The 18160-nt window shown below is 69.1% G+C and carries 18 protein-coding genes; 5 read left to right on the top strand and 13 right to left on the bottom strand.

The window, feature by feature from the left end; all coding sequences use genetic code 11:
* Window positions 1-3 precede the first annotated feature (3 nt).
* Window positions 4-570, top strand: coding sequence for a tetratricopeptide repeat protein (locus tag ACQEV1_RS51635; protein ID WP_285582086.1), 567 nt, complete (start codon window positions 4-6; stop codon window positions 568-570).
* Here the strand turns inward: ACQEV1_RS51635 and ACQEV1_RS51630 are convergent.
* The 5 genes from ACQEV1_RS51630 to ACQEV1_RS51610 all read right to left on the bottom strand — a co-directional run bounded on the left by ACQEV1_RS51630 (window position 558) and on the right by ACQEV1_RS51610 (window position 4454).
* Window positions 558-2165: an alkaline phosphatase D family protein gene (locus tag ACQEV1_RS51630; RefSeq protein WP_433405582.1), complete on the bottom strand. Its 1608-nt coding sequence runs from the start codon at window positions 2163-2165 to the stop codon at window positions 558-560. The genes ACQEV1_RS51635 and ACQEV1_RS51630 overlap by 13 nt on opposite strands.
* Before the next feature lie 57 nt (window positions 2166-2222).
* Complete coding sequence (locus ACQEV1_RS51625; RefSeq protein ID WP_433405580.1) at window positions 2223-3440, bottom strand: hypothetical protein; 1218 nt, start codon at window positions 3438-3440, stop codon at window positions 2223-2225.
* 171 nt (window positions 3441-3611) lie between these two features.
* Entirely contained in the window at window positions 3612-3713 is a 102-nt protein-coding gene (locus tag ACQEV1_RS51620) for a hypothetical protein (RefSeq protein WP_433406165.1), read from the bottom strand.
* Entirely contained in the window at window positions 3683-3955 is a 273-nt protein-coding gene (locus ACQEV1_RS51615) for a helix-turn-helix domain-containing protein (protein ID WP_433405578.1), read from the bottom strand. Before ACQEV1_RS51615 ends, ACQEV1_RS51620 begins: the two co-directional genes overlap by 31 nt.
* Before the next feature lie 73 nt (window positions 3956-4028).
* Window positions 4029-4454, bottom strand: a complete 426-nt coding sequence (locus tag ACQEV1_RS51610) for an ATP-binding protein (protein ID WP_433405575.1) — start codon at window positions 4452-4454, stop codon at window positions 4029-4031.
* A 240-nt stretch (window positions 4455-4694) separates the two neighbouring features.
* On the opposite strand from ACQEV1_RS51610, the gene ACQEV1_RS51605 reads away from it, so the two are divergent.
* Together ACQEV1_RS51605 and ACQEV1_RS51600 are read left to right on the top strand one after the other, a co-directional pair.
* Window positions 4695-5153 (top strand): hypothetical protein, encoded by a 459-nt coding sequence (locus ACQEV1_RS51605; RefSeq protein ID WP_433405572.1) that lies wholly within the window; start codon window positions 4695-4697, stop codon window positions 5151-5153.
* Window positions 5154-5216: 63 nt separating this feature from the next.
* The gene (locus tag ACQEV1_RS51600) at window positions 5217-6530 is read left to right on the top strand and encodes a hypothetical protein (RefSeq protein WP_433405569.1); all 1314 of its coding nucleotides are present in this window, start codon (window positions 5217-5219) and stop codon (window positions 6528-6530) included.
* 51 nt (window positions 6531-6581) lie between these two features.
* On the opposite strand, the gene clpB is transcribed toward ACQEV1_RS51600, so the two are convergent.
* The 8 genes from clpB to ACQEV1_RS51560 form a co-directional block, all read right to left on the bottom strand.
* Window positions 6582-9179, bottom strand: a complete 2598-nt coding sequence (clpB, locus tag ACQEV1_RS51595; RefSeq protein WP_433405566.1) for an ATP-dependent chaperone ClpB — start codon at window positions 9177-9179, stop codon at window positions 6582-6584.
* Entirely contained in the window at window positions 9180-9620 is a 441-nt protein-coding gene (locus ACQEV1_RS51590; protein WP_285629452.1) for a heat shock protein transcriptional repressor HspR, read from the bottom strand.
* A 5-nt stretch (window positions 9621-9625) separates the two neighbouring features.
* Window positions 9626-10783 (bottom strand): molecular chaperone DnaJ, encoded by a 1158-nt coding sequence (dnaJ, locus tag ACQEV1_RS51585; RefSeq protein WP_285629453.1) that lies wholly within the window; start codon window positions 10781-10783, stop codon window positions 9626-9628.
* Window positions 10784-10818: 35 nt separating this feature from the next.
* Window positions 10819-11496 carry a nucleotide exchange factor GrpE gene (grpE, locus tag ACQEV1_RS51580; protein ID WP_285629454.1) on the bottom strand — a complete coding sequence of 226 codons (678 nt, stop codon included), beginning with the start codon at window positions 11494-11496 and terminating at the stop codon, window positions 10819-10821.
* 117 nt (window positions 11497-11613) lie between these two features.
* On the bottom strand, window positions 11614-13476 hold the full coding sequence (gene dnaK, locus ACQEV1_RS51575; RefSeq protein WP_285582096.1) for a molecular chaperone DnaK: 1863 nt from the start codon (window positions 13474-13476) through the stop codon (window positions 11614-11616).
* A 179-nt stretch (window positions 13477-13655) separates the two neighbouring features.
* A complete protein-coding gene (locus tag ACQEV1_RS51570; protein ID WP_285629455.1) occupies window positions 13656-14351 on the bottom strand; it encodes a C39 family peptidase in 696 nt (231 codons plus the stop codon).
* 386 nt (window positions 14352-14737) lie between these two features.
* Window positions 14738-15208: a hypothetical protein gene (locus ACQEV1_RS51565; RefSeq protein WP_433405562.1), complete on the bottom strand. Its 471-nt coding sequence runs from the start codon at window positions 15206-15208 to the stop codon at window positions 14738-14740.
* 164 nt (window positions 15209-15372) lie between these two features.
* A complete protein-coding gene (locus tag ACQEV1_RS51560; protein ID WP_433405559.1) occupies window positions 15373-16113 on the bottom strand; it encodes a hypothetical protein in 741 nt (246 codons plus the stop codon).
* A 248-nt stretch (window positions 16114-16361) separates the two neighbouring features.
* Between ACQEV1_RS51560 and ACQEV1_RS51555 the strand changes: the two genes are divergently transcribed.
* Window positions 16362-16919 carry an RNA polymerase sigma factor gene (locus ACQEV1_RS51555; protein WP_433405557.1) on the top strand — a complete coding sequence of 186 codons (558 nt, stop codon included), beginning with the start codon at window positions 16362-16364 and terminating at the stop codon, window positions 16917-16919.
* Window positions 16912-18048, top strand: coding sequence for a CU044_5270 family protein (locus ACQEV1_RS51550; RefSeq protein WP_433405555.1), 1137 nt, complete (start codon window positions 16912-16914; stop codon window positions 18046-18048). Before ACQEV1_RS51555 ends, ACQEV1_RS51550 begins: the two co-directional genes overlap by 8 nt.
* The last annotated feature ends 112 nt before the right edge of the window (window positions 18049-18160 follow it).

Raw genomic sequence — 18160 nt, 5'->3', positions numbered from 1 at the left:
CATGTGACCGAAGACGATCTCGATGACATGGAGTTCGACACGCTCCGCACGGGCGATCACGCGGCGGCGGCGAAGCGTTTCGTCGAACTCGCCGAGACGGTCTCAGGCGGCGTGTCACGCGCCAGCCTGTTGCTGCGTGCGGGTGAGCAGTGGCAGCACGCGGGAGACCACGGCAAGGCGGCGGAGAACTATCGCGACGCGCTCGCCGACGGCGGCGACACCTACGGCGATCCGCGGATCTATCTCGCCGGCGCCCTGTTCGAGCTGGGTGAGCTCGACGAGGCGCGCGGACTGATCGCCCAGGTGCGCGCCGACTCGCCTCAGGACCCGGAGGTCCATCGTGCGGTGGCCGAGCTGCTGTACGAACAGGGCGAGCTGGCCGCCGCGCACGACTGGGCCACGGAGGGCGCCGACCTGGCACGGGCGGGTGACCAGGAGAGCCTGGAGGGTCTGCTGCGCATCCGCTACCGCTGCCGGCTCGACCTGCGCCGTCCGGAGGACCGGTACGACGCGCTGCTGGACGAGCTGCTCAAGAAGACCGACGACGCGCCGGGCCGTCAGTTCCGCTGAGCCGTGCCACGCGGCTCCACGGGCTTCGACAGGGACGCGTGGTCGACTTCGCGGAGCTTCCTGCCGGGGCCGGCGGCCTCCCAGCGCACGGACGCGGTGGACCCGTCCACGACGAGCGTCGCGACGGCGTTGTCGAACCACGGGCCGTGGCTCAGCCGCCACGTCATCGGCGCCCTGGGCACGCGGGCGAGCCGGGCGAGGGCGCGGGCGGGCCCGTCGGTGAGCCGGCCGTACGCCGCGCGCTGGAGCAGCCGGTACTTCAGCGGCAGATGGTTACGCATCGGTGAGCAGACCACCTGGGAGATCGGCGTGGTCGTGCCGGCGACTCGCGCGAGGTAGGAGTAGTGGACGTCGCCGGAGAGCAGCGTGATGCTCTGCGGCCCGTCCTCCCGCCGCGCGACCTCCAGCAGCGTGTCGGCGAGCGCGTGGAAGGACGCCTCGAACGCCGCCCAGTGCTCCAGGTCGGCGCCCTGCCGGATCTTCTCGCCGAGCCGGGCGAACCGGCGTCCCCACACGCCGCCCGCGATCGCCTCGTCGAACGACTCCAGGTGGTGGATCGTGGCCGGCAGCAGGAACGGCAGCGAGGTGGCGACGATGAGGTGGTCGACGTCGCCGCGGCACTGCTCCTGCACCCACTCCAGCTCTTCGTCGTCGAGCATCGACCGCCGGCCGTCGCGGAGCACCCGCCCGCAGCGGCTGTCCACCACGACGAGCCGCGTACGCCCGTAGTCGTGGGAGTAGCTCCACCGGGTGCCGTCCGCCTGCCGGTCGGCGCGTTCGGCGAACTCGTCGACGATCCGCCCGGCGTCGCCGTCCGCCGCCAGCACCTCGCGGTAGACCGGGTCCTCGGCCCGCTTGGCCGCCGACATGTTGCCCAGATGCTGGTAGACCCAGTACGCGCCGAGCCCGCCGGTGATCCGGTCGTGCCACCAGGACTGGGCGCGGATGTCGCGCAACCAGGTCTCGGAGGTGTTCCAGTCGTCCCGGATGTCGTGGTCGTCGAAGACCATCAGGCTGGGCACGGTGGACAGCAGCCACCGCACCATCGCGTCGTCGGTCCAGGCGAGCCGGTACAGCTCGGTGTACTCCTCGTAGTCGGCGATCTCCATGCCCGGCGCCTCGCCGGTGTCACGGCGGGCCTCGATGAACTTCCGCATCTCCGGCCCGGTCTCGTCGGCGTACACCTGGTCGCCGACCATCAGCAGCAGGTCGGGCCACTCGTGCCCGTCCGCCAGCCGCCGCGCGAACGCGCCGAGCACGTCCGGCCCGTGGACCTCCTCCACGCCGGGAGCGACCCGGCACGAGCCGAAGGCGATCCGCTGGGCCGCGCCGGGCGCGGGAATCCGGATCCGGCTGGGCGGCGAGCCGGGCTCGGGCCAGACGGTCTCGCCGTCGAGCGCGACCTCGTACTCGGTGTCCGAGCCGGGGGCCAGCCCCTCGATCTGGACGAGCGCGTAGTGGTGCCCGTGGACGGTGAACGTCGAGGCGGTCGTGCCGAGGACGCGCACGTCACACGGCTGGTCGGTCTCGAGCCAGATCGCGGCCGTGTCCGGTCCGACGTGGCGGAGCAGGGGGCCGACGACGAGTTGGGTCATGGATGTATGGACTACGCCATAACCAGGGTGTTAGTCCACTTGGAGGTGGTTGAGCCGCTACAGCGACGTGCTCAACGCCGACGATTCGCCGGAGATCATCGCCCTGCACGAGGCCGCCAGCGCCTGCGCGTCTTCGGTCACCCGCCGGGTCGCGTCGGCGATGCCGTTCATCGCGTCATGCATGCCATGCCATTTGTTGATCTCGACGCCGCCGAACGCCGCGGCCACCGCCGAGGCGATCGCAGCGCCGATCGGCGAGAACGCGGGCACGAACACCAGCGCACCGATCATGGTGATGTGTATGACGGTCTGTTCCGCCATGAACCGCTCCTGTGCCCGCGCGATCTGCCCGCACAGGTCGCTCACCTCCAGCGCCAGATCCCCGAACCGATTGACGGTCTGGACGAACGCCGAGTCGACGTACCGGGCGAACGCGTCGGAGGCGTCACCGATCCAGTACTTACGGTAATGGCGGAGAGCGCCCTCAGCCGCACCGGCCAGGCCGCCCTCGCCCGCAGTGGCCGTCGCGATCTTGCGCCACCGGTCCTGCTCGACGGCGAACGGATGCGGGGCGACCTCGTTCGGGATCACCAGACTCGCGTCGATGGTCGCGATCGCCAGATCCGCGCCGAACCCGGCGGCCGTCCGGAGGAGCAACCCGCGCGACGAGCGCAGGGCCTCCACCAGCGGGGAGTACCTCACGGCGTCCCGAATGCCGACAGGGGCGTCCAAGGCACGGATGGCCTCCAGCACCGGTGCCCCCTGCTTGAGCCGTCCCAGGGACGTGTTCAGCGGGCCGATGTTCCTTCGGAAGCCGAATGCCGCATTCAAGATCGGTGCGCCCAATGCGGGGTAGTCACGGTCCACGTGACCGCTCGGCTGCGAAGCGTGCGTAATGTCGTCGATGAGGGTCTGAGCGGCCCGACCTGCCGTTGAATCGTGGAGCGCCTTTCCGACGTCGAACGTAGCGATCTCTGCCGCGCGTTCGGCATCGCCGTACTTGCCCAGCACGGCCGCCAGCCGCTCAACGATGTCGTGCCCCACTTCGCCGATTCCCTTGCCGGAGCCCGTGCCGCCGACGGCCTCGGCCAAGCTCGTGCGCGCCGACTCGTAGGCGTGCTGGGCGTTCCGCGCCACATCCGGCCAGGCACCGGACGGAATGTTCGTGTATTCGGAGATGCCGGAACCCACGTGATCGCACAGGTAGGAGATCTCTTTGACGCTGTGGGCGAGATCAGTCAGTGCCGTGAGCCGGGCCGCAAATTCGTCCGCCATCGATTCCCATCCATGCTCGTTCGCGCTGGCGATATTTACGGAAGCACAGAGAGAGTCTCGCAGCAGCGCGTGCCCCGCGGTGGGGAGCCCGGGTGGTGGCTCCCCACCGTCGCGCGTTGTGTCAGGCGGCCCGTACCGCGGGTTTGACGGTCGCAGGAGGCGGGAGCCGCCTCATCCCATCTGCCCGCCGCGCTCCCGCATCGTCGTCTGCCTGATGAGGATGCGGCGCATCATGCCGTAGCTCACGCCGAACTCGGCCGCGACTCGGCGGATCGGCCACCCCTGGTCGTAGAGCCGGGCCGCGTCCTCCTCGATCCGTCGTTGGTGGTGTTGGCGGTCCGCAGGGCCAGCACCTCGCCACGCCGGTAGCGGCGATGGCCACCAGGGGTGTGGACGGCGGGCTTGATGATCCCGTCTCGTGCCCACCGGGCGATCGTGGTGGTCCGTACGCCTAGCAGTGCGGCCGCCTCGCGCGGCGTGAGCAGATCGTCGAAGTCAGGAATGGCAGATGACATGGGGAGAGAGCCGATCCAGTCGGGTATCAGAAGCGAGACGTCCGGCACGGTGAGCGCCGGTCGCGATAACGGCTCAGGGTTTGAGTGACTCTCTCTCCTCGGGGGTCAGCTCCACGCCGGTGCGGGTCACGACCACGTGGACTGTCTTGTATTCATCGGCTTGCTCGACCCAGGTCATGGCCGCGAGGTGGCGGATGATCGGGATGCCCCGTCCAGAGGTCGGAAGTGGCCCGTAGCCGGTTTCCCTGGGCAGGTCCGGGGCCGTATCGACCGCGGAGATGTGGGTCCAGCGGGGCCGGACGGCGAGGCCGAGGTGTACCGGTCTGCCATCGTCTTGCGCGCGGTTCAGCCTGGCGACCTCGCGGACGGCATTGGTGATCAGCTCTGAGACGACCAGGACCACATCGTCGACGTGGTCGGCGTCGGGTTCGGCCACCTCCGCGAGGACGCCTTCTGCGAACCGACGTGCCTGCGTCACCGACTCGGGCGCGGCCGGCAACGATCGCCACCTCCGGCCGGCCACGGTTCCCAGAGCCAACCGTCCGCTCTCATCTGCTCGGTGCATCGGTTGCTCTCGCGGGCCGACCGTCGCCCTACTCACTGGCCACCGCCAGCAGGTCCACGGGCGGCAAGCGAGCTGACAAGCTGGTCCAGGCATGTCAACGTGGTCATGCGGACCAGTGAACCGGGCGGCCACGGTCGGCAGGAGATGACATCTGGTGACACGGGAAGGGATGCCATGCCGCGCGCCGTGACGATCACTGGGACACGGTCAACGGGGCATCGCCCGCTGGAGAAGTACCGGCATCTGTTCGAGGAGTACCTCGCCCCGTTCGCCCTTGACGGTGTCCGGTTCTATCTGGGCGGTGCGAAAGGCATCGACAGCTTGGCGCTGCTGTGGCTGACACGGGAGACCCGCGTACACCTGACGGTCGCCGTACCGGCTCGGCTGGCCGACCAACCCGCGGACGCACGCCAAGCCATCGCCACGGCGAAGGACGCCGGCCGGCTCGACGAAGTGGTCGAGCTCGGTGGGCCGCTCGCGACAGACGGCTATCACGCGCGGAACCGGTGGATGGTCGACCGGTCGGAAATGGTCATCGGCTTCCCCCGAATGGGAACCACCGCTGGCGGCACCTATTACACCCTCGACTACGCGGCGAAGCTGGACAAACCGCGAATGGTGCTGCCCGTCTGAGGCGTCAGTGGTGTACTGCGAGAGTGACTGCCGGCCGGGACAACGCAGCCGCGAGTGCAACGATTGCGTGTCGCGCGTGGCATGTCGTGGTCCGCGCTTGCCGCTGGGCTGCGGGAGACGGCGCGGAGGCTGCGTATCGACCGGATCGCGTCCGCGCAACAGGCCAGCGTCCGACGCGCCATCGCACGTTGGGCAGCCGGGGCGGTCGTCCCGGACGAGCAGTATCGGCTGCTGCTCGCGCACATCTACGCACGTACTCCGGCCGGAGAGGTCGCGCTCGGTCCCGGCTCCGATCTGGCCGAGCTGCTCGACGCGTACGCGGGATACGACGTCCCACAGGCCGCCATTGACGAACTGGCCTCGACCGTCACCGCATCGGTCACCGGGAGCGGCGGGCATCTGCTGGCGTTTCTCAACCCCTCGTTGCGTGGGGCGCTGACGGCCGCGCTCGCCGATCCGGCGACGCTGGACTCTGCCGTCGTGGACGCACTCGGCGCGGCGTCGGTCGCCGTTGACCGGCAGATCGGGACCGTCCCGTTCGTCCGGCTGCACCTGGCCCAGGCCGCGATCACCGAAGCGTGCCGTCACCTGCTCGCTGGTCCCGTCCCGGCCCCGGTCGTAGGGCCGTTACGGCGAGTCGCGGCGGAGGCGTTCGCGCTCGCGGCGCGACTCGCGTTCGAAACCCACGATGACGGTGCGGCGCTCGCCCTGTACCGGCAGGCCGTTCGGACCGCGGACCCGGCGGTTCCGGAGCGACGGGCACTGATCCGCACTGGCCAGACGATGGTCACCTACTACGCGACGGGCGACATCGCCGCCGCCCGCCGGATCGTGGAGGCGGCCGTCGCGGATGCTCGCCGCGGGCAGAGCGCGCTGATGCGCGCGCGAGCACATGCCCTCCAAGCGGAGATCGCCGCTCGCGGGGAACCACCCGCGGAGCGGCAGGCCCGGACGGCACTGCACCTGGCGTACCACGACGTTGACCGAGACACCTCCGACGATCCGATGCCGCAGGTTTTCTCCGCCGCCCGATTGCATGGGTTCATAGGGGTGTGCGGCATCTTCCTCGGTGAGTCCGGCGAGGCGGAACGACGGTTGTCGGCGGCTGCGGCCGAGTTGACCCGGCCACGTGAGTCGGTGCAGCGGGCGATCGTGTTGACGGATCGGGCCCTGGCCCTGTTGCGCACCGGGGAGCCAGGCGGGCCGGAGACGGCGGCGACGGACCTGCACGAGTGCGTGACGCTGACGACGGCGACGCGCGGCCGGGTGCCTGCCCAGCGACTTCGGACGGCGCGGCTCGCGCTGCGCCCCTGGCGCACGGAGCCGTTCGTCGCCGAGCTGGACGACCACATGCACACCGCCCTGATCGGGTTGTGACATGCGCGGTGGGGAGCCTGGATGGTGGCTCCCCACCGTCGCGAAGCCGCGTCAGGCGGCCCGTACCGCCGGTTTGACGGTCAGGCGGTCGGCGGTCGGGTCGGCGTCGACGACGACCTCGTCGCCGTCGCGGATCTCGCCCGACAGCAGCTCGCGGGCGAGCTGGTCGCCGATGGCGCTCTGCACGAGCCGGCGGAGCGGCCTCGCGCCGTACGCCGGGTCGTAGCCGGTCAGCGCCAGCCAGTCGCGGGCCGCGTCGGTCACGGTCAGCGTCAGGCGGCGGTCCGCCAGGCGTGCCGCGAGCCGGTCCACCTGGAGATCGACGATCTTCGTGAGCTCCTCGGTGGACAGCGCGTCGAAGACGATCACATCGTCGAGGCGGTTGAGGAACTCCGGCTTGAAGTTCGCCCGCACCGCGTTCATCACGGCCTCGCGTCGGGCCTTGTCGTCGAGAGACGGGTCGACCAGGAACTGCGAGCCGAGGTTCGACGTCATGATCAGGATCGTGTTGCGGAAGTCGACCGTACGGCCCTGGCCGTCGGTCAGCCGTCCGTCGTCCAGCACCTGGAGCAGCACGTCGAAGACCTCGGGGTGGGCCTTCTCGACCTCGTCCAGCAGCACGACGCAGTACGGCCGGCGGCGGACCGCCTCGGTCAGCTGGCCGCCCTCCTCGTACCCGACGTAGCCGGGAGGCGCGCCGACGAGCCGTGCGACGGAGTGCTTCTCGCCGTACTCGCTCATGTCGATTCGCACCATGGCCCGCTCGTCGTCGAACAGGAAGTCCGCCAGGGCCTTGGCCAGCTCGGTCTTGCCGACACCGGTCGGGCCGAGGAACAGGAACGAGCCCGTGGGCCGGTCGGGGTCGGCTACGCCCGCCCGCGCCCGGCGTACGGCGTCGGAGACGGCTCTGACGGCGCTCGACTGACCGATCAGGCGGCGGCCGAGCTCCTCTTCCATGCGCAGCAGCTTGGCCGTCTCGCCCTCCAGCAGACGCCCGGCCGGGATGCCGGTCCAGGCCGCGACCACCTCGGCCACGTCGTCGGCGGTGACCTCCCGCTTGACCATGGCGTTGGGGTTGTTGGCGGCCTCCGCCGCGGTCTCGAGCTCCTCCTGGAGCCGCTTGATCTCGACCGCGATGTCGCTGGGAGCCTTCCAGTCGCCGTCGAGCTGCGCCTGGCGGAAGGCCTGCTCGCGCCGGCTCTCGGCCTCGTCGATGCGCTTCTTCAGCTCACCGACCTTGTTGAGGCCCTCCTGCTCCTCGTGCCAGCGGGCGTTCAGGTCGTTGAGCTGTTCCTTGCGGTCGGCGAGCTCGGCCTTGAGCCGTTCGAGCCGCTGCTGGGAGGCCTCGTCGGACTCCTTGCTGAGCTGGTGCTGCTCCATCTCCAGCCGGTCGACGACGCGTTGCAGCTCGTCGACCTCGACCGGCCGCGAGTTGATCTCCATGCGCAGCCGGGACGCGGCCTCGTCGATCAGGTCGATGGCCTTGTCCGGCAGGAACCGGGCGGTGATGTACCGGTCGGAGAGCGACGCCGCGGCGACGAGCGCCGCGTCGGTGATCACCACCTCGTGGTGCGCCTCGTACCGGCCCTTGAGCCCGCGCAGGATCCCGACGGTGTCCGCGACCGTCGGCTCGCCGACGAAGATCTGCTGGAAGCGGCGCTCCAGCGCCGGGTCCTTCTCGATCCGCTCGCGGTATTCGTCCAGCGTGGTCGCGCCGATCATGCGGAGCTCGCCGCGGGCCAGCATGGGCTTGAGCATGTTGCCGGCGTCCATGGACCCCTCGGCCGCGCCCGCGCCGACGACGGTGTGCAGCTCGTCGATGAAGGTGATGATCTGGCCGTCGCTCTGCTTGATCTCGTTCAGGACCGCCTTGAGGCGCTCCTCGAACTCGCCGCGGAACTTCGCGCCGGCGACCATCGCGCCGAGGTCGAGCGCGACGAGCCGCTTGTTCTCCAGCGTCTTCGGCACGTCGCCGTCGATGATGCGCTGGGCGAGGCCCTCGACCACCGCGGTCTTGCCCACGCCCGGCTCGCCGATCAGCACCGGGTTGTTCTTCGTGCGCCGCGACAGCACCTGCACGACGCGGCGGATCTCGTTGTCGCGGCCGATGACCGGGTCGAGTTTGCCCGCCTCGGCCTGCTCGGTCAGGTCGACGCCGTACTTCTCCAGCGCCTGATAGGTGTCTTCGGGGTTCTCGCTGGTCACGCGCGCGTTTCCGCGGACCCGGGGGAACGCCTCCACCAGGGCGTCGGGGGTCGCACCGGCCTCACGCAGCAGCTTCGCCACCGGCCCGCCGTCGGCCGCCAGGCCCACGAGCAGGTGTTCGGTCGAGATGTACTCGTCCTCGAGCTGCTGGGCGCGGTTCGCCGCGGTGTTCAGCACCACCAGCAGCGCCCGCGAGGTCTCCGGCGCGCCGACCGTGCTGCCCGCGGCCTTCGGCAGCGCGGCGATCTGCTCCTCGGCCCGGCGGCGCAGCGCCTGCGGATCGGCGCCGACCTCCTTCAGCAGCCGGTTCACCGTGCCCTCGCCCTGCGACAGCAGCGCGACGAGCAGATGGGCGGGCTCGACCTGGGGGTGCCCCTCGGTCGCAGCCCGGCGCAGGGCGGCGGAGAGCGCCTCCTGACTCTTCTCGGTCCGTTTGTAGTCCACTTATTCCTCCCCGCGTGAGCGCCACACGACCACACTCGTCTGACGGATCGGCACCAGCTCGGCGCCGGCCGTCGACTCGGGGGTGTTCTTCAGCCGGGCGAGCCGGGCGGCCACCGCACGGGTGGACTCCAGCTCGTTGCCCAGCTCCTCGACCAGCCCCCTGAGGCGTGCGACCTCGGCCCGCAGGGCCTCGGACTCACGCTGCAGGTCGAGGATGTGCCTGATGCCGGCCAGGTTGATGCCCTCGTCCTGGGACAGCCGCTGGATCTCCCGCAGCAACACGATGTCGCGCATGGAGTAGCGGCGGCCGCGGCCGGACGTACGGCCCGGCGAGACCAGGCCCATCCGGTCGTACGTGCGGAGCGTCTGCGGGTGCATGCCGGACAGCTCCGCGGCGACGGAGATCACGTAGACCGGGCTGTCGTCGCCGAAAGGGTCCATGATGTTCACTCCTCACGCGCCATCCGGATCAGCTCGCTCCGCACACCGTCACCGCCGAGGCTGCCGGACATCTTCTCCAGTGCCTCGCGGGTGGTGTCGTCGACCTCGCTGGGTACCTGAACGTCGACGGTGACGAGCAGGTCGCCCCGGGTGCCGTCGCGCCGTGGGGCGCCCTGGCCGCGGACCCGCAGCACCCGCCCGTTGGGCGTGCCCGGCGGGATCCGTACGGTCTTGGGCTGGCCGCGGTGGATCGGCACCTTGATCTCGGCGCCGAGCGCGGCCTCCGGGAAGGTGACCGGCACCTTCAGCGTGAGGTTGTCGCCCGAGCGGCCGAAGACCTTGTGCGGCTTGACGTGCACGACGACGTACAGGTCGCCGTTCGGTCCCCGGTTCTCTCCCGGCGCGCCCTTGCCCTTGATCCGGATGCGCTGCCCGTCGTTCACTCCCGCGGGGATGCGCGCCTGGATCGTGTGGGTGCTCTGCGCCCGGCCGCTGCCGTAGCACGTGGTGCACGGGTCGTCGACGACCAGGCCACGGCCGTGGCACTCGCGGCAGGGCTCGGAGAAGGCGAACCCGCCGGCGTTGCGGCTCTCCTGCCCGGTGCCCTCGCAGCGGGGGCACACCCGGGGGACCGTGCCGGCCTTGGCACCGGTCCCCCGGCAGGTCGGGCAGGCCGCCTCGCTCGTCAGCCGGAGCGGGACGGTACGGCCGTCGAGCGCCTCGCCGAACGTCATGGTGATCTCCGACTCGACGTCGGAGCCACGACGCGGCCGCTGACCCGCCTGGCGGCGACCGAACAACCCGCCGAACAGGTCGCCGATGCGTTCGCCCGTCCCGCTCGTGGTCTGACCCGTGCCCGTGTTCCCGAACAGGTCGCCGAGATCGAAGCCGAACCCCCCCTGGGCGCCTCCACGGGGCCGCGCACCGCCGAACAGGCTGCGCGCCTCGTCGTACTCCTTGCGCCGTTTCTCGTCCGACAGCACGTCGTACGCCTCGGAGATGTCCTTGAACTTCTCCTCGGACTCCGGGTCGCCCTTGTTGGCGTCCGGGTGGTACTGGCGAGCGAGCTTGCGGTAGGACTTCTTGATCTCGTCCTGGGTGGCGGTCTTCGTAACACCGAGGACCTTGTAGTAGTCCTTCTCCAAATAGTCCTTGGTGCTCACCGGCGCCCCTTACCTCGTTTCGTTGTGCTCGTTCGTCAGTCCTCGTCGGCCGTGTCGGCCTTGGGCGGCGTCTCGGCCTCGGAGTCCTCGGCCTCGGCCGTCTCCGGCTCGACCGGCTCCTCGGGCTCCGCCTCACCGCCCGGCTCGGCCACGGCGACGCGGGCCGGCCGGAGGATCCGCTCACCGATGCCGTAGCCCGGCTGCAGGATCTGCACGGCCGTCGGCTCGGTGACGTCGGCGGAGTAGGAGTGCATCAGCGCTTCGTGGATGTTCGGGTCGAACGGCTCGCCCGGAGCGCCGAAGGACTGCAGACCCAGCTTGCCGACGATGCCCTCGAGCCCCTCGGCGACCTGCTTGAACCCGCCGTTCAGCTCGTCGTGTTCGCGGGCCCGCCCGATGTCGTCGAGCACCGGCAGCAGCTCGGTCAGGACGTTCGCCAGGGCCTGCTCGCGCACCATGACCCGGTCGCGCTCGACCCGTTTGCGGTAGTTGGAGTACTCCGCCTGAAGCCGCTGCAGGTCGAGCGTGCGCTCGGTCAGCTGCTTCTTGAGGTCCGCGGTCTCTTCGTCGGCCGCGGTCTCGGGAGCGCCCGGGGAGGACCCGGGAGCCGGCTCAGCCGACTCCCGGACCTTGCCCGTCTTGGGGTCGATGCGCCGCTTGTCGCGGATCACCGGTCCCTCGCGCTCCTCGGCGTCGTCACGACGCTCCGTCACGCTTCCTCCTCGCCTCGCGGCTCGTCAGCGCGTGACGAACCGTGCTGTGCTCTTTGGTCCGCTCCGCTCACCAGTCCTCCTCTGCGAAAAGGACCAGGGCGGAAAGGGGGGTGCGGCTCACGCCGCACCACCTTCGCGCTTGTCCTTGTCGTCGTCGACGATCTCGGCGTCGACGACCTCGTCCTCCTGGGCGGTGCCCTGCGCGCCCGCGCCGGCGTCGGCGGTGGGCGCACCCTCACCGGGCTGGTTCTGGGCGTACATCGCGGCGCCCATCTTCTGGCTGACCTGGGCGAGCTTCTCCGACGCCGAGCGGATCGCGTCGATGTCGGTGCCCTCGAGGGTCTTCTTGACCTCGTCCAGCGCCGTACGGACCTCGGTCTTCACGTCGTCCGGGATCTTCTCGTCGTTCTCCCCGAGGAACTTCTCGGTGGAGTAGGCGAGCGTGTCGGCGTTGTTGCGGGTCTCGGTCTCCTCGCGGCGCTTGCGGTCCTCCTCGGCGTACTGCTCCGCCTCGCGCATCATCTTGTCGATGTCGTCCTTGGGCAGCGCCGAGCCGCCCGTGATGACCATCGACTGCTCCTTGCCGGTGCCGAGGTCCTTCGCGCCGACGTTCACGATGCCGTTGGCGTCGATGTCGAAGGTGACCTCGATCTGCGGCACGCCGCGGGGCGCCGGGGGCAGACCCGTCAGCTGGAAGGTGCCGAGCTTCTTGTTGTACGCCGCGATCTCACGCTCGCCCTGGTAGACCTGGATCTCCACGGACGGCTGGTTGTCATCGGCGGTAGTGAAGACCTCCGACCGCTTGGTCGGGATCGTGGTGTTCCGCTCGATGATCTTGGTGAAGATGCCGCCCTTGGTCTCGATGCCCAGGCTCAGCGGGGTCACGTCGAGCAGCAGGACGTCCTTGACCTCGCCCTTGAGCACGCCGGCCTGCAGGGACGCGCCGACCGCCACGACCTCGTCGGGGTTGACGCCCTTGTTGGCCTCCTTGCCGCCGGTCAGCTCCTTGACCAGGTCGGCGACGGCGGGCATACGGGTCGAGCCGCCGACGAGCACGACGTGGTTGATGTCGCTGACGTTGATGCCGGCGTCCTTGACCACCTGCTGGAACGGCGTCTTGCACCGGTCGAGCAGGTCGGAGGTCATCTTCTGGAACTCCGCCCGGGTGAGCTTCTCGTCCAGGTGGAGCGGGCCCTCGGAGGACGCCGTGATGTACGGCAGATTGATGCTCGTCTCCGAAGAGCTGGACAGCTCGATCTTGGCCTTCTCCGCGGCCTCACGGAGCCGCTGCAGCGCCATCTTGTCCTTGGACAGGTCGACGCCGTGGGCGTTCTTGAACTTGGTGACCAGCCAGTCGACGACCTTCTGGTCCCAGTCGTCACCACCGAGGTGGTTGTCGCCGTTGGTCGCCTTCACCTCGACGACGCCGTCGCCGACCTCGAGGAGGGAGACGTCGAAGGTGCCACCACCGAGGTCGAAGACGAGGATCGTGGCCTCGCCCTCCTTCTCCAGGTGGTACGCCAGCGCCGCGGCGGTCGGCTCGTTGATGATGCGCAGGACGTTGAGGCCCGCGATCTGGCCGGCCTCCTTGGTGGCCTGCCGCTGGTGGTCCGAGAAGTACGCCGGGACGGTGATCACCGCGTCGGTGATCTTCTCGCCCAGGTAGGCCTCAGCGTCGCGCTTGAGCTTCTGCAGCACGAAGGCGCTGATCTGCTGAGGAGTGAAGTCCTTGTCGTCGATCTTCTGCTTCCAGTCGGTGCCCATTTCGCGCTTGACCGACCGGATGGTGCGGTCGACGTTGGTCACCGCCTGGCGCTTGGCGACCTCGCCGACGAGAACCTCACCGTTCTTGGCGAAGGCGACGACGGACGGCGTGGTCCTCGACCCCTCCGCGTTGGCGATGACGGTGGGCTCGCCACCCTCCAGGATCGCGACGACCGAGTTGGTCGTCCCAAGGTCGATACCGACCGCTCGTGCCATGAGTTGGTTCCTCCGACCGTGCTCTCTTGTCCATGAAGCTGAGTTCAGCAGACGCAAGGTTGCCCGAGCCATCCCGGCTTGTCAAATGACTTGAGTCTGGCACGCTCAACTTTGCTGATTGGTTCAACGAGGGAGCATGCCGCGATGTTCCCGTGTGAGGACGGAAGTTCCTGTGGGGCTCAGCGGCGGGAGATGTAGTGCATGCCGGCGCCGATCTGCAGGGCCTTGGCCAGCACCCTCGCGGGCAGCGTGTGGACGCCGCCGGTGGGCCGCCAGGGGTCGAAGACGGTGATCGTGCCGGCGGTCTGGTCGTAGCCGTACGCGAGGATCGCGTGCCCGATCCACTGGCCTCTGAGCCGGCCCTGGTTCCAGGGCAGCTTCTCCATCCACACCTGCATGATCGGCGCCCGGCGCAGGGTGCCGACGTCGTAGGAGACCCGCTGCATGAGGATCTGGGGACGGCCGACGACGTCGGCGACGATCCGGTCGTCGTACCGGCGCGGGTGCAGGTAGCCGTCCATGACCTCGGCGGCGTTGTCGCCGCCGGTGCCGCGGATCGTGGTCTTCATCTTCCGGGCGAGCGTGTCCTGGCTGACCTTGATCCCGAACGTGGACAGGCTCATCGCCGTGGACGCGGGGACGCAGTAGTAGTTCGTGGTCTGGAACTGCGCGTGGAGAGCCAACCGGTACGCCCGCGGCATCGCCCGGAGAGCCGCCGTGGCCGGCGTGGCCCTCGATACCCAGGCGACCGGTGTGACCGATGTGACGGCACTCGGAGTCGCCGTGGTCGCGTGGGCCGGCGGGGCGGAAGTCCCCACCAGCAGGGCGGCGACGGCGAGACCCACCGCCGGTCGCAGGCCGGGTGCGTTCTTCACTTGCGTCCCCCAGACATCACGTGGCCCGGTCGGGGCCGTGTCGGCGGTACCTGCAAGACGGTCCAAGCGAATGCTGCTATATGCGCATGTAACGCGTTGTAGAACTCTATTTACTCATATGGGCGCGGATGGGTGCTTGGCTGGAGTGCCGGTCGCCGCACGGCGCCGTCGGCGCGGGGCGATGAAGGTGATCTCAGGCCGACGCGCCACGGAGCGACCGCGCCAGAAGGCGGGCCGGTGCCCTCGGGGGCAGGGTGACCCGTGCCACGCACGACGCCGTGGTGGTCGGAGGGCGAGCGCACCTCACCGAGATGCGCGCACGTGATGAGGAGGGGCGACCGGAGCAGGCCGCTCTGTGTGGGGACGACGCCGGCCCCCGGGCGGGGTCACATGCTGATCGGTACGGGAAGATCCTTGGCCACCTCGTCGACGCGCTCCTGGATGCCGCCGTCGTCGGTGACCGTGATCGTCCGGCGTTGCAAGGTCGAGCCGCGTAGGACGTAGAGGGTGACGAGATGGCCGCCTTGCCGGGGCTCGGCGCCGGGCGGTGCGATGACGCCTCGCAACCGGTGGACCAGCGCACCGATCTGCTCCGGCGGAGGAGCGAGCGGGCCGGACGCCCACTGGATGTCGTCGACGCTCCTCAGGACGCCGCTGAACACGTTCATCGCGCGAGTGGTCTCAACGAACCAGCGCGCGACCGCGACCGCGTCCGTCGGCGAGGCGACACGGAGTCCGGCGGCACGCATCATCTCGGTGAACGCATCCGGTGACTCCGTGAGGTAGAAGATCTTCCCAACGACGACTCCGACGTAGAAGCTCGCACCGGGATGCGGGAAGGAATCGAAACGAACCACTTCCGCGCCACCGGGAAGGACGCTGGACGGGCGCATGATCGCCGAAGCGGGGTTGGCCGCCAAGAACGCCTTGTCGGGGTGATCTTCCGCTGCCAGCGCACTGCTTATGAGCTCGCGAGTTTCCCGGTCTCCAGTGATCATAGGATCCATTCTTAATGGTGCGGCTAGCTCATCTGCCCGTTTTGACGACGCCAGGCTTGGTAGGCGTCCCAGAAATCACCGTATTGTTGCGGATAGGGGACGCCCGTGCTGGAGCCTGTAATCGCTCCACTGTGGTAGGCGGCGTTCACTGCGGCGCGACCACCCGCGTCGCCAAGTCGTTCCAATTCGGCATAAGAGAGAGGTTTGCCCTGCGACTTCGCTATGCGCTTGTTCCATCGATATGATTTTTTGTAGCCATATTCGTAATGACTCTGGAGGAGGGATTTGGGCACCTTGATGCCATTTTTCCGCAACTCGAAGACCCCTTTGATCTCATTTACCGTGGCATCGGTTTCTTCGTCCAGAGTTTGCTTGATGTAGTCGTCTTTGCCGAGCTTCGAGAGCTCTGCATGCCTGCCCTCATGGTTCCATCGAGAATGCGTGGCTTCGTGGATCAGCTGGTTTGTGGGGTGGGCGATCTTCACGTCGACGTAGATCGTATTATTTACGGGGTCATGCAGGCTGCCCCCGCCTTCTCTGAAGATGACCTTGACGTCGTATTTTTCGAGCGTATCCATAGCCGCGCGACCTTGAGGTCCGGCAAATTGCGTCAACTCTCGCTGGTATTTCTGAGGAATTGAATATGCGATGACCTTTGGCTCTGAGCCGGTGGCCGCCTTGGCGACCTGTGACTCGGAAGCACGGAAGAACGACTTCGTCGCCCGAAAGATTCCCATCTCGGCGAGACGGCCGACCTTGGCCACCGAAGACTCCGATCCAGGGCGATGAACTAAGGGGAATTTGCGGGATAAAAGGTTACTGGGTGTCCTTCGGGGTCGTCAGCCGACCACGACCTCGGCGCACGCACCGGCCCGGCCGTGGCGGTGCGCCGAGGATACGACCGGTGCGGTCGCCGTCTGGTTCCGTGTGAAAGCTGAGGGATGCTCCGCCGGAGTACCGGTGTGAGCCATACCGATCACCGGAAGGTGACCTCGATGACGGAGCCCCCCGCGTGAGGGCCGGGCCGCGGACGACGCCCACGGCCGCCGAACCGGGCCTGCCGCAGGCCGCGTTCACCGCCCTGTACGACGAGCATTTTCACGACATCTACCGCTACGTCGCCGGACGGCTGGGCCGGGAAGTGGCCGACGACATCGCCGCCGACACCTTCCTCGTCGCCTTGAGGAAGCGGGACCGCTTCGACGGGTCCCGCGGCGGCGTACGGCCGTGGCTGTTCGGCATCGCCACGAACCTCGTCGCCGACCACCGGCGGAAGGAGACACGCCGCTACCGCGCGCTCGGCCGTCTCCGTCGGGATGAGGTCGCCGAGAGTCACGAGGGTCAGGTGGTGGACTGGGTCACGGCTCAGAGCCTCCAGCCGCGGCTGGCGAAGGCCATCGCCGCGCTGTCTCCGGGCGACCGCGACGTCCTGCTGCTCAACGCGCTCGGCGACCTGTCCCACGAGGAGATCGCCCAGGCGCTCGGCATCCCGTACGGGACGGTCGGTTCGCGCCTCAGCCGGGCCCGTAAGAAGGTGCGCTCCGCGCTGGAGGAGGACAGCAATGGATGAGATCCGCATGATCCGGAACCTCCTCGAGGAGGCCCCGCCGACGGGAGAGGTCGTCGCGGAGGGCCGCCGGCGCCTGACCGACCGCGCGCCGGTGCGCTCGACCCGTACGCGCCGCCGCCTGTGGGGAGGCCTCGCCGTGGTGGCGGCGGCCACCGCGGTGGCGGTGGCGATCGGCCTGACCGGCGGTGGCACACCGGCCACCGGCGGGCACACGCCGGTCCGGCCCATGACCGCCCGGCAGATCCTGCTGACCGCGGCGGAGAAGGCCGCGGCCACGCCCGTCGGCCGGTACTGGCACGTCCACTTCATCCGCAGCGAGGGCTACCACATCGACCACGGCGATTACATGATCTTCGGTACGCGGACCGAGCAGGACAACTGGACCGCGCGGAGTGACAAGGAACCAGACCTCATCCGCGTACGGACCGCCGGAGCCACGCCGCAGACCGCGGTCGACCGCGCGGCGTGGGCGCGGGCGGGGTCGCCGGCGAGCTGGACAGTGCTCGTCGATGAAGGCGGCGTCAAGCAGTCCGCCAGATCACAAGCCTGGAGGCTGATCCGATACACGCCGGCGGCCAAGCGGGAGCAGAAGCAGGCCGAGACACGAGTGGCCGCCTGCGCCAAGCGTGGGGCGTGCCCGCCGATGCCGCCGACCGACAAGGATCGGGACGCCATGGCCCGTGACCCGCAGGCACTCGAGAGGTACCTGCTCGCGGCCGCTGGGAACGGTGAGGCGAGCTCCCTGCCGACCGTCGCCGGGCACTTCTTGACGGCCCCATCTTCGCCGCAGCTGCGGTCCGCGGTCTTCCGCGTGCTCGCCGGTGTCCCCGGTGTCCGGAGCCTCGGCACGGCACGCGACTCATCGGGGCGTCCCGCGATCGTCCTGGCCGGACGGATGACGCAGGCGGGGAACGTCTTCGACAACGAGTTGCTGCTCGACCCAATGACGTACGCGCCACTCGAAACCCGGCTCGTCCTCGTGAAGGACAACGGTGGCAAGCGGGTCCCGCCCACGCCGGGTAGGCCGCCCGTCTCGCACGTGGATACCAAGGGGATGAAGCCGGGCGCCATCGTCCGCAGCGAGATCTACCTGACGATGGGCTGGACGAACACCGCGTACGGCGACTGAATTCCGGCTCCGGGGGGCCGGCGCCGGCCCCCCGGAGCTTCTGTCGTCTGACCTGCCGTTTTCGGTACCGTACGTCCGAATTTGGGCTCTGGGGACTGGCGCGTAAGCTACT

Origin of the sequence: Actinoallomurus sp. CA-142502 (genome assembly GCF_050936355.1) — a bacterium.
Classification (GTDB): Bacteria; Actinomycetota; Actinomycetes; order Streptosporangiales; family Streptosporangiaceae; genus Actinoallomurus; species Actinoallomurus iriomotensis.
Note: the sequence above shows the minus strand (reverse complement) of the source record. Positions and strands in the feature narration are given on the sequence as shown.